The organism is Rhodococcus sp. T2V (assembly GCF_029269925.1).
In the GTDB taxonomy this organism is placed as follows: domain Bacteria; phylum Actinomycetota; class Actinomycetes; order Mycobacteriales; family Mycobacteriaceae; genus Rhodococcus_F; species Rhodococcus_F koreensis.
Genome location: NZ_JARJBD010000004.1, coordinates 94271 through 105943, shown reverse-complemented (window position 1 = coordinate 105943; position 11673 = coordinate 94271). Strand labels below are relative to the sequence as shown.

The window sequence follows — 11673 nt, the reverse complement described above, 5'->3', positions numbered from 1 at the left end:
CTGTCGGCACACGCTCCGCCCGAGAACCACGCACGAAGCGGATGATGAGGCTGTGAGCGAACGAGAGATCCAAGCCGCGATCGACGAGATCGCCGAGGCGCTGGGCACCGGCGCATCCCTCGACGACCTCACCGGCCGACTCGTCGCCTACAGTGCCCAATTCGGCCGCGCCGACGACGCCCGCGTGCGCGCGCTACTCAACCGCGAGGTCCCCGAGGACATCCGGGAATGGGAAGAGCGCCACGGCACACGGACCGCCGTCGAACCACTGATCATCCAGGCCAACCCGGACCTGAAGATGGAAGCGCGGATCTGCATCCCGCTGATTCACCGCGGCGTCCGCACCGGGCTGCTGTACGTCATCGACCCACTCGCACCCGAGGACCCGGACCGAGTGACGACGACGGTCAACGCCATCACCGGCCACGTCGAACTGCTCGCCACCGTCCTCTACGAGATGGCCTCACCGCATCTCGACGAACGGCATCAACGCGAACTCGAATTCTTCGCCGCCTGCCAAGGCAACGCCGGCGCCCTCGAGACGGTCGCGAACTGGCCGCCGGTACGATCTGCGGCAAGCCTGCGACTGGCGGTGTCGATCTTCGCCACCGGCGAGGACATCGCCGAATTCTCCGAGACCCGGGCCGCCCAACTGAGGCTGGCCAGCCAGCAAACCGTCTCCCGGTACCCGAGTGTGATCGCCGGATCCGTGCAGGACACCCACTCCGTGGTCCTGCTACGACCGGACAACGAAGCCAACGCAGCGCTTCGCCTGCATCAACGCCTCGCCGCTGCGTCCGGAGTCGGGCAGCCCGGCGACACGGCCCCCGAGCGCCTCTACACCGGTGTGGCAGAGAATATCTCGTCGACGAGCGAGCTTCCCGAGGCATACCGGAGGGCCGTGATTGCCGCCCAGACGGCCGCCGTCGAACCGGAATCCGGCACGATCGCCACCTGGGAGACGATTGGCCCGTACCGGCTGATCGCCACCCGACTGCGCACCGACGGATCCATCTCCGACCTACTCGACACCCTCGTCGACGCAGACCCCAACGGTGACCTCGTGAACACCCTCGAGGTGTTCTACGACCAAGGCGACAACGTCAAAGCCGTGGCCGACACCCTGCACCTGCACCGCACCAGCCTGTACTACCGGATCAACAAGATCCGAGACATCCTCGGCGTCGACCCCCTGGGCGGCGCCACCCGCCTCGAGTTGCACCTCGCGCTCAAAGCCCGCCGCTGGACCCGCCGCCCGCGGATCTGAACCTTCCGAACCAGGCGGGCGTACCCGGTCCGGCAATCGGCGACTTGCCTCCACGCGAACCCCGATCAGGCAGACTGAAAGCGCTGGTCGGCCCGCGCCCGCGAGCGCGTGGTGCCCGGACCGACGGGCCTGGAGGAGCACAGTGTTCCAACGCGCGACCGACACCACCGGAGCCGGGCACGTCCTCGACGAATCGCAGGTCGCCGAGGACGCCCCACCTCGCCGACCGTGGCGCGAACTGCTGATGTCCACCCCGGGCCGGCTCACCCTCCTCGGCGCTCTGTTGATTTCAGCCACCCTGGTCGCAGGGGTGGTGCCGTCCGTCTCGGTTGGGGCCCGCCAACAACAAATCCAGACGCTGCGCGGCCATACCGAACCGCTGGCGGTCGCAGCGCAGTCTCTCTACAGCTCACTGTCGATCGCCGATGCAGCCGCCACCACCTCGTTCATCTCCACCGACGCCGATCCGACGACGCTGCTGCACACCTACAATCAAGCGCTCGCGGACGCCTCGGCAGCGCTGGTCGTCGCCGGCACCGGAGTCGACCCGCAGAACCGGGACGCCGTGCAGCAGTTGACGGACATCTCCCGGCACCTCGGCGTCTACGCCGGACTGATCTCGACCGCCCGCGCCAACGACAACGCCGGAAACCCGATCGGGGTGGCCTACCTCGGTGACGCGTCCGCGCTGATGCAGGACACCGTGCTGCCGATGGCGCACACCCTCTACTCGGACCAGATCCGTGCCGTCGCCGACACCCAGACCCGAACCGAGCAGCTTCCCACAGCTGCGCTCGCGACCACGATCGTGGTCCTGGCGTTGCTCGTCCTCGCACAGCTGTATCTGGTGCGCAAGACGCACCGGCGACTGAACCCTGCTCTGCTCGCCGCCACCGCGCTGGTGGCAGTCATCGCGCTGGGGGTGGGCACGGCCGGTCTGGTGTCCTCGACAGCCGGCGCGCGTGCACGGGTGGAGGGCACCGAGCCGCTGAGTGCGATCGCGAGCGCCGGAATCCTCGCGCAGCAGGCCCGCGCCGACGAAACGCTGTCGCTGTTGCAGCGCGGTTCCGACAGCCGGCCCGAGGTCGACTACACCGCGTACACCGCCGCGCTCGCACACCTGCTCGCACAGACCCCGCCGGGATCTGCGGCCGCCACCCCCGTGGCCGCGGCGAACGCGGAACTCGAACGGTGGCGCCACGCTCATACTCGCCAGCAGCAGGCACTCGACCGCGGCGACTATCAAGGCGCCGCACGCATTGCGGTGGGTTCCGGCGCCGACGACTCCGCGGCCGCCTTCGACGACCTCACCACACACATTCAGGAGGCGATCACTGCGTTGCGGGAAGAGGCAGTGAACGCCACCACCGAGTCGTATCGGGCCCTGTCGGCCCTGGCGGACGGTGCGGTCGCGTTGAGTGTGCTCGCCGCGCTCGCCGTCGGAGCCGGGGTGTGGCCCCGAGTGAACGAGTACCACTGATGCAGCCCCACCCCCGTATGACCGCGTGCCGGAACCTCTTCGGCGTGTTGATCACGGCCGCAGTCCTCCTCTCGGGATGCTCCGCGCCGCAAGAGCTCTCGCCGCCGGCCAACGGATCCTACGGCGACCTCCCCCTCCCGAACGGCACGACGATCATCACGCCCATCGCCGACACCGGCGGCACTGCGCCGCCCGAACCGCAATCACCAGCAGAGTGCGGCGCCCTTGCCAGCCTTCGCCCCGCCCCGCCGGGCACGGCATCCGCAGGCGGGGCGGTCGCCGCGATTCGCGCGCGCGGCCGGTTGATCGTCGGTGTCGACCAGAGCACCAACCTGATGAGCTTCCGCGACCCGGTGACTGGCACTCTGTCCGGTTTCGACGTCGACATCGCACGGGAAATCGCACGGGATCTGCTCGGGGATCCGTCCCGGATCGAATTCCGCCTCCTGACATCGGCCGCCCGACTCGACGCACTGGAGAACAACGATGTCGACATCGTCGCCCGCACCTTCACGATCACCTGCGCACGGGCGGAACGAATCGCGTTCTCGACCGTGTATTTCCGGGCGAGCCAACGCCTGCTGGTGCGCACCGACGCCGCAACAGAGGCTCCGGTGAACCTGGAGAGCCTGGCGAACCGGAGAGTGTGCTCGCTCGTCGACACTCCCTCGCTCGATGCCGTGCAGCGGCTGGTGCCCACCGCGACGATCGTCGCCGTCCGGGACCTCGACGATTGCCTCATCGTTCTCCAACAGCGCCAGGCCGACGCCGCGAGCACCGATGACGTCATCCTGGCGGGGATGGCAGTGCAGGACCCGCACCTCGAGGTCACCGGCCCCGAGTTGCAGTTGGATCAATACGGCATCGGCGTGAACAAGGACCACGACGACCTCGTGCGGGCAGTCAACGGCACCCTCGAACGCGTACGCTCCGACGGGACCTGGATGCGTTTGTACGACCGCTGGCTTGCCGCCCCGCTCGGTCCGGTGGCCGGCCCGCCCACCCCGACCTACCGTGATTGACAGCGGCAGGCAACGGTGATGCGGTCGAGCCTTCCCCTGTGCCGGGCTCCCCCTCGGCGGCGACGAATCTCTTAGCTGACCGCCCGGTGAACGCGAAACGCTGCACACACATCGGCCACGAGGGCTAGCATCCCCGATCGTGACAACATTGCGCGGCGTGCCGATGACACTTTTGCGAATGAATTATCAATTGCTGCGCATCCCTTTGCAATTCGTGGAGTACGTCGCAATCACGCAACTCGACGAACGCGCGCCGGCGCGCCTCGCCTACGAGCAATTGCTGATTCGGTGCGATCGCGCGGCCGCCTATCTTCTCGACGACGGGAACGCCGACGGCCGAGCGGCGGAACTTCACCGACATACGACTGCCGTTCGAGCCGGAATTGCCCGTCGACAACAGCAAGTAGATGCCGAGAGCGCGACGCTCCTGGATCTCCAGCGCGCCCGGTTCCATCAGCGCCGCCAACCCCGCAGGACCACCGACCCGGCGTGACGCACCGCGCTTCGCCGGCGCGGCAGCGGCCGATGGGGCGGCACTGCACTCCGCCACACAATCCGGGCCCTGGTGACGCCAACGGAGACTGCGGATCGGCTTGCGGAAGGTGCCAGCTCCCGTTGAGCGGAGCAGGAAGTGCCGGTGGAGGCTCGCACGTGCGGCGACGAGACACGTCCGGCCGCCCCTGCCCCGAAACTCCACTGCTGCACGGCCGGCATCTCAGATCGGAAGAACAAGTCGGCCTCGTCGAGCGCCTCGTCGAAGGCGTGTGGAATCACCCGATCCAGCACGGCACGGTAGCCATCGCCGCACACATGTCGCAGGAATCCGTCCACCGCGGCGGCCTTGTCGCCTGATCTATAGGCGGCGATGACCGGCTGTAGCGCGGCAGTGACCTGCTCGGAGCTGGAGATCCCCCGGACGGCGGGTTCGAGCAGTGCCACCGTGCCGACGCGCTCGGGATTCTCCGTCGCCAAGTGGAGTGCGACGAGCGCACCGTAGGAGTGCCCCACGACGTGAGCCTGTCCCAGCCGACGTGGTCCATCCACCTGACGCAGATTGCAGCATCTTCGGCGACTGTACGGCCCCGATATCCCCCGGAGTCTGATTCTCGAAGACGGCGCCGGTACCGCAAGGTCGAATACTCCATCAACTGCTCGGCCAGTGGGTCGTACCACGAGACGAAGGCACTCGCGTGTACGAGGACGACGCGCTCACCGCCCTCGCACAGCTGATAGGTCAGTTCGACGTCGCCGAGCCCCAGACTATCCACGGCGTCCCCCACGGATCCGCTCCATGGAGTCAGTTGAAGCGGAACGGCTCACGAAGTCAAGGGCATCCACGGCACGAAACCCGGTGGGCGGCCCCGCAGCGCCACCCACCGGGTTTCGGCCTTCAATCGGCGCGTCGCACGTAGCGCGAAACGCCTCTAACGAAGCGGGAACCCGAGACGGATGAGCGATTCCTTCAGCCGATCCCGCCCGTTCAGCCGCGCCGCGGACGCGAGTCGGTCCAGAACCCGTTCGATCCAGGAATGTTCGAGCTGCTGCGCAGAGTAAAAGGCTGCGATCCGCCCCTCGTAGGCGTCGACGTGGTCACGCTGGGCGGGCAGGTCGTATTTCTCGTGGTGCAACACCGCCGCTCGGGGCAGGCGCGGTTTGATCTGGGCGTCGGCGTCCGGATGCGGATGTCCGACGACGAGCCCGAACACCGCGAACACGTGGGGTGGCAGGCCGAGTTCCGCCGCGACCTCCTCGGGCTTGTTGCGCAGCGCTCCGATGAACACCGTTCCCAACCCGAGCGACTCCGCCGCGGTCACGGCGTTCTGCGCCGCCAGGGCGGCATCGATGAACCCGAGGTAGCTGCTCTCGAGGAAGTCGGCGCCCTCGATCGGCGCGCCGCGGTCGCCGGCGAGTTGACGGACACGGGCGAAGTCGGCGAGCCACACCAGCAGGACGGGGGCCTCAACGATGTGGGCCTGGTTGCCCGCGAGCGCGGCCAGACGCGCCTTCCTGTCGGGGTCGCGGACCGCGACGACACTCCACGCCTGGAGGTTCGACGACGTGGCGGCCGACTGAGCAGCCGAGACGAGGACATCGAGCGTCTCGTCGGTCAGCGGATCGGGTAGGTAGCGGCGGACCGACCGGTGCGAGTGCAGGGCTTCCAGAACCGGATTCCACTGAGCGGGTTCGGTGAGGGCGGGATCCCAATAGCGCTGCTGCAGCGCGGTGCGGGGTGCGATGTCTGCGATGGTCACCGGGACAGGAAACCCGACCGCCGTCCCCCACTCCAGTGTTAGGCGCACCGTGATTCCTGCGGGCACCACGAACCGGCCGGCCGAACGGCGACTGCCGGAACACCGGCGATCGGCGACAGTTCGCTGGATACCATCAGTTGGTCGTGAACATGTGTCGTCGACCGAATTGAGGAGTGAACGTGACGGAACGGGTCATCGTCGTGACGGGTGCCGGCTCGGGCATCGGACGATCCATCACGACCGCACTACTCGACGCCGGACACCACGTCATACTCACCGGACGCACACGCGACGCCCTCGACCACACCGCACACGGCCACGACCACGCACTCGTGGTCCCCTCCGACGTCTCCTCACCCCGATCCGTGCACAGCCTCTTCGCGACCGTCGCCGAACGGTTCGGCCGGCTCGACGTACTCGTCAACAACGCCGGCACCTTCGGCCCCACCGGCACAGTCGACGAGATCGAACCGGAAGACTGGGACCGGACCGTCGCCACCAACCTCACCGGAGCCTTCCTCTGCGCACGCGAAGCCGTCCGCATGATGAAGACGCAGACACCCCGCGGCGGACGGATCATCAACAACGGCTCCCTCTCCGCGCACACACCCCGACCCGCCAGCGTCGCCTACACCGCAACCAAACACGCAGTCTCGGGACTGACCAAGTCGATCGCGCTCGACGGCCGCGACCACGACATCTGCTGCACCCAGATCGACATCGGGAACGCCGCAACCGCCATGACGGCCGGCATCGGCCAATCCGCCCGCCAACCGGACGGATCCGTGCGAGCGGAACCCACCTTCGATCCGCGGTACGTCGCGGACGCGGTGACCCGGCTGGTCGAGCTGCCCTTGGACGTCACCGTGCCGACGATGACGATCATGGCCACCGGGATGCCGTACATCGGCCGCGGCTGACCGCAGTCCGGCAGCTACCCCGCCCAGTCGACGCGGGCGGCCAGTGCGTGCAGCGAACGTTTCCTGCTCTCGTTCGATTCCCCGACCCAGGCGATGCGTCCGTAGACGTACTCACGAAAGTGCGGTCTCCCGTCACGATTCTGCGAATCCGGTCCGTGCCGAACGCAATTGAACAGCAGCGCCTTTACGTCGTCGTACTCGGCACGAGACGCCTGCGGACGAGTGTTGACCACCAGCCCGCCCAGGTGCTGGCGCCGGTGTGCTCGCATCACCCGGGTCTTGCCCGGGTGGACGGCGAAGCCCTCGTCCGCCACGATCCGGCCGACGGCGTGGATCAGTCGATCCACCGCCAGATCCGACCCGGAGAACGCGAGGTCGTCGGCATACCGGGTGTACGCGACGCGGTGGGCGCGCGCAAGTCCGGTCAGCCTGCGATCGAGCCGGTGTGCAACCAGATTGGCGAGAGCGGGCGACGTCGGCGCCCCCTGCGGGATATGCGCACCCCGGAGCCGGCTCGCCGCGTCGAAGGGAAGCTGCGCGAGGACACCGGGTGGGGTCGACGTCGTGCAGAGCCCGGCGAGCACCCGCGACACCCGAGTCGGATAGCCGAGTGCGTCGAAGACCGCCCGCACCCGCGTCCGCGAAACCGAGGGAAAGAAAGCGCGAAGGTCGATGCGCAGCACGACCTCGTGCCCCGCGTGCGGGGCGGCGAAGGTGTGGACACTGCGACCTCGGACGAATCCGTGCGCCGCCGCATGAGGCGGAACGCGATCGAAGACGGTCCGCAGAATCCGGCGCTGTACCTCCCGGAGGCGTTCCTTCGGCGCTTCGAGCAGGCGGTTGTCAGGCCGGATCCGATAGCGGTAGTGCTGCAGCGGCGGCGCCTTCGTGCGCAGCCACCCGCCGGGATCGGCGAACCAGTCCAGTTCGGCGGGTGTGAGGCCGACCGCCTCGGCGACCGCGGAAGTGCGCGACCACTGCGGGACGTCGAACCTCCAGTCGTTGCCGGATACTTCGTCGACGATCGGCTCTGCTCGCTCGATCAGCGGGAGGTCCGACAGCAGCCGAAAGACGCTGTCGACGCCGTCGATCGGCGGCGTGGGCATGAGGTCGTGGAGCCGTGCCGCGATCCGGGCGGCGTCCGGCACTCCGGATTCCTCGAAGCGGAGGACGAGGCCGGCTCTCGTCCAGGCACTGTCGATCGCCGCCGCCGCGAGGCGACGGGCGAACTCGGGCGGCAGGGCGGGACGTTCCGTCATGCGTGCGACGATGCGAGGTGACCGATATCTGTCGTCTGCGGCGCGCCGGAGCACGCGGAGCATGCGGTCGCGCGTCGGACGGTGTCTCCGGTGAACACTGTCGAGCCAGGGGTTACCCCTGACGTGGTCGCGACCGGCGAACCGGCCACACCACTCTCACCCCCGCACCGTCGCACCTCGTGAGAATGCCACATGATCTCTGCCGTGCGGGGCCCTATCGGTGCTGATTTCGAATCGAGCGACTCCGCCAATCGGAGTGCGCAGTTGAGCCGGTCAGCGGATCACCCCGTCTCGCCGAAGAGTTTCGCTCCGACTCGTTTCGACAGACCTCATGTGAGTGAATGCAAGTAGCGTGGCGGCGAGTGCTGCCGCCAGAACGATGCCCGACGCGACGAGCAATGTCAGGTGGTAGCCATCGGAAAGCAGTGGTGTGACGATGAGCGGGCCCCCGATCTGACCGAGACTGTATCCGGTCGTCAGGACCGCGACCGCGCGTGGGAACTGGAGGTGCGCGCCGATCGTCAGCGTCATCTGACTGATGCCGAGGAATGTTCCCCCGAACAGGAAGGCAGAGATCAGGGCCGGCCAGGTGCGGTCTGCCAGCGCAGGCAACGCGATGCCGGCGGCCTGAACGACGAGGGCGGTCACCAGCAGGATCGGGCGAGACCATCGCCGGCCGAGCAACGCCCAGAGTGGAGCGGACGGTAGCGCCGCCAGCCCGACGATCACCCAGGCGCCACTGCCGGCGACGCTGCCTGCGGTGTGGTCGATCGCTGCGACGAGAAACGTGCCGGCGATGATGTATCCGACGCCCTCGAGGGAATAGCTGATGAACAGCATGCTGAACGAGCGTTGCTTCCTCTTCGGCGATTGTCGGCGCTCCACCGTCGGCGCCATGGGAGCGCGTTCCGGTGTGAGCGTCCACGCGGCGAGGGTGCAGATCAGGGTCAGCAGTGCAGCCGCCCACCACACCGACTCCCACGTGCTCATCGACCGCAGGATCAGGACGACGAGTCCGGACAGTGCGATACCCGCCCCGATTCCGCCGAACGCCCAGCCCGACAGGTGCGCAGCCTGCCCACTCAGAGTGGAGTGCATGGCGCCGACAGCGATGACGAACACCATCGCACTGGTGACACCTGCGATGAATCGCAACGCGCCCCAGAAGGTTTCGTTCGATGCCACCGGCATCAACGCCAGCGTGAGGGTCAGGACGAGCAGCGAGACACGCAGGGTTGCCGCCGAGCGCATCATCCCGGGTAGGGCGATCCCGGCGAGCGCCCCGATGAGATATCCGAGATAGTTTGCCGTCGCCAGAGCGGCGCCCGCCGACGGTGTCAATCCTGCCTGGGCCTCCATCAGCGGAAGTACGGGTGTGTAGACGAACCGTCCGATGCCCATACTCGCCGCCAATGCAGCCCCGACCTGGCCGACCGTGACCCACGGCGATGTCGGCGTGCGGAACGTGACCAGGTCTTCGGCGCCACCAATTACGTTCATACGTTCTCTTTCACAGACATTCGCAGCGTTAGCGAGCCACAGATTGCAGGGAGGCCGGGCGGTTGGACTCGCGGGTGTGGAACAGGAAACGCGACAGGGCAGGGGTCGTGGTGGCGTCCTTGCGGCGGATGAACAGTGTTTCCGCGCGCGAGTCGGCCGGCGCGAGATGATGCACCTTCAAGGCCGCCGCCGACGGCGACGCGGTCACGACGCCCAGCGGCAGCAGCGTCACACCCATTCCGGCGGCCGCGCACCCGAGGATGCCCTCGAGACTTCCGAACTCGAGGACGTCCGGACTCGGCAGACCGTGCTGCTCGAAGAGCCGCTCGAGTCGAGCCCGGTAGGCGCATCCGGCCCGGAGGACGAGAACCTTGTGCCGCCGTCCGTCCGCCGACACGGAGTCCAAGCCCGCCACGCGAACGCCGCTCACCAGCACCAATTGCTCGATGAACACCTGCTCGGAGACCAGGTCCGGATGCCGCACCGGTCCGCAGACGAACGCCCCGTCGAGTCGATGCTCGAGCACCTGGGTGGTGAGGGCGTCGGTGGTGTCGGTCGTCAGGGTGAAGTCGACTCGGGGGCATTCCTCGCTGAAGGCGGCCAGCACCCCGGGGAGCCGCAATCCCGCGGTGGTCTCCATCGACCCGATCGCGAGTCGTCCGGAGGGATCCAGGTCGTCGCCGACGACCTGCGTCACTTCGCGTACGAGCCGAGTGATGTGTTCGGCGTATGGCAGCAGACGTTCGCCGGGGTTTGTCAGAGTCACTCCGCGCGCATGGCGGCGAAACAGTTCCACTCCGAGTTCGTCCTCGAGCGCCCGGATCCGGGAGCTGATGTTCGACTGCACCGTCAGAAGTTCCTTCGAAGCCCGGGAGATTCCCCCGGCGCGGGCCACGGCCAGGAAGAAGCTCAGATCGCCGATGTCCATCAGGCGTCCCGCGCTTCTCTCCACAGGTCCCGGACGATCTCCCCTGCGGGGGCCGACCGGGCACTGCGATACCCGACGCCGGCCCACAGGGCGAGGCCCTGCGGATCGTCCGCGGCGCCCGCCGCGGCCCGCAACCCACTCGTCAACAGGTGAACCTGCGGATATGCCGTCACCGCGTAGGAATCGAAGTCGCGGATGAAGTCGTTGACCAGGCCACGGGCGGGACGACCCGAGAAGGCGCGGGTGACGACGGTGTCGGTGAAGCGGTCGTCGTGCAACGCGGCGCGGTGTGCGGCTTTGGTGCCCGCCTCGTCGGCGCGCAGGAGAGCGGTACCGATCTGAACGGCGGTGGCGCCCGCCGCGAGAGCCGCAGCGACGTCGTCGCCGGTCGCGATCCCTCCCGCCGCAACGAGGGGAAGGTCGACGGCGGCGCGGGCCGCCTCGACCAGGTCCCGGGTCGAACGTGGGTCCGGCTCCGCGTCCGGGTCGAGCGTCGCCCGGTGCCCGCCTGCGTCGACTCCCTGCAGACAGATCGCATCGACGCCCTGCTCGGCGGCCGACCGTGCCTCGGCGACATCCGACACCGTGGCCACGACGGCAGTGCCGGCGGCGTGCAACCGATCGACGACGCCTCGCGGCGGAAGGCCGAACGTGAAGGACACCACGGACACGGCGAGCTCGACCGCGAGGTCGACCTTGGCGTCGAACGCGTCGTCGTCGTGGTCGACAACCTCGGGCAGCACCACGTTCCGGCGTTCGGCGAGCGGCTGCAACCGCTCCCGATAGGCCTCCACGGCCGCGCGGTCGGCCAGGGGACGGCCCGGGACGAAGAGATTGAGTCCGAATGGTGCGTCCGTCAGAGCGCGAACCGCGTCGACCTCATGGCGAACCGCGTCGACGCTCTTGTACCCGGCCGCAAGGAAACCGAGACCGCCGGTGGACGAGACCGCCGCAACGAGTTCGGGGGTGCTCGGCCCTCCTGCCATGGGCGCCCCGACGATGGGAATTCGGAGGTCTTCCTCGAAATCGAACACCAGGATCCTTT

11 protein-coding genes are annotated in these 11673 nt (G+C 68.0%); 5 read left to right on the top strand and 6 right to left on the bottom strand.

Annotated elements, in window-relative coordinates; genetic code table 11:
* Nucleotides 1–52 precede the first annotated feature (52 nt).
* The 4 genes from P3H15_RS05355 (at nucleotide 53) to P3H15_RS05340 (ending at nucleotide 4262) form a co-directional block, all read left to right on the top strand.
* Nucleotides 53–1267, top strand: coding sequence for a CdaR family transcriptional regulator (locus P3H15_RS05355; RefSeq protein WP_276136286.1), 1215 nt, complete (start codon nucleotides 53–55; stop codon nucleotides 1265–1267).
* A gap of 142 nt (nucleotides 1268–1409) precedes the next feature.
* Nucleotides 1410–2747 carry a hypothetical protein gene (locus P3H15_RS05350; protein WP_276136285.1) on the top strand — a complete coding sequence of 446 codons (1338 nt, stop codon included), beginning with the start codon at nucleotides 1410–1412 and terminating at the stop codon, nucleotides 2745–2747.
* The gene (locus P3H15_RS05345) at nucleotides 2747–3769 is read left to right on the top strand and encodes a glutamate ABC transporter substrate-binding protein (RefSeq protein WP_276136284.1); all 1023 of its coding nucleotides are present in this window, start codon (nucleotides 2747–2749) and stop codon (nucleotides 3767–3769) included. Before P3H15_RS05350 ends, P3H15_RS05345 begins: the two co-directional genes overlap by 1 nt.
* Nucleotides 3770–3932: 163 nt before the next feature.
* On the top strand, nucleotides 3933–4262 hold the full coding sequence (locus P3H15_RS05340) for a hypothetical protein (RefSeq protein ID WP_276136424.1): 330 nt from the start codon (nucleotides 3933–3935) through the stop codon (nucleotides 4260–4262).
* Here the strand turns inward: P3H15_RS05340 and P3H15_RS05335 are convergent.
* A complete protein-coding gene (locus P3H15_RS05335) occupies nucleotides 4223–4813 on the bottom strand; it encodes an alpha/beta fold hydrolase (RefSeq protein WP_346348752.1) in 591 nt (196 codons plus the stop codon). The genes P3H15_RS05340 and P3H15_RS05335 overlap by 40 nt on opposite strands.
* A gap of 380 nt (nucleotides 4814–5193) precedes the next feature.
* Entirely contained in the window at nucleotides 5194–6021 is an 828-nt protein-coding gene (locus tag P3H15_RS05330) for an NADPH-dependent oxidoreductase (protein ID WP_276136282.1), read from the bottom strand.
* 173 nt (nucleotides 6022–6194) lie between these two features.
* Here P3H15_RS05330 and P3H15_RS05325 point away from each other — a divergent pair, with 173 nt between their 5' ends.
* The gene (locus tag P3H15_RS05325; protein WP_276136281.1) at nucleotides 6195–6941 is read left to right on the top strand and encodes an SDR family oxidoreductase; all 747 of its coding nucleotides are present in this window, start codon (nucleotides 6195–6197) and stop codon (nucleotides 6939–6941) included.
* Nucleotides 6942–6955: 14 nt separating this feature from the next.
* Here the strand turns inward: P3H15_RS05325 and P3H15_RS05320 are convergent, their stop codons facing one another.
* From P3H15_RS05320 to P3H15_RS05305, 4 genes are all read right to left on the bottom strand, one after another.
* On the bottom strand, nucleotides 6956–8200 hold the full coding sequence (locus P3H15_RS05320; protein ID WP_276136280.1) for a reverse transcriptase family protein: 1245 nt from the start codon (nucleotides 8198–8200) through the stop codon (nucleotides 6956–6958).
* Between the two features lie 273 nt (nucleotides 8201–8473).
* Complete coding sequence (locus tag P3H15_RS05315; protein WP_276136279.1) at nucleotides 8474–9700, bottom strand: YbfB/YjiJ family MFS transporter; 1227 nt, start codon at nucleotides 9698–9700, stop codon at nucleotides 8474–8476.
* Nucleotides 9701–9728: 28 nt separating this feature from the next.
* A complete protein-coding gene (locus P3H15_RS05310; protein ID WP_276136278.1) occupies nucleotides 9729–10628 on the bottom strand; it encodes a LysR substrate-binding domain-containing protein in 900 nt (299 codons plus the stop codon).
* The gene (locus tag P3H15_RS05305) at nucleotides 10628–11662 is read right to left on the bottom strand and encodes a nitronate monooxygenase family protein (RefSeq protein ID WP_276136277.1); all 1035 of its coding nucleotides are present in this window, start codon (nucleotides 11660–11662) and stop codon (nucleotides 10628–10630) included. The genes P3H15_RS05310 and P3H15_RS05305 overlap by 1 nt, the downstream gene beginning before the upstream one ends.
* Nucleotides 11663–11673 lie beyond the last annotated feature (11 nt).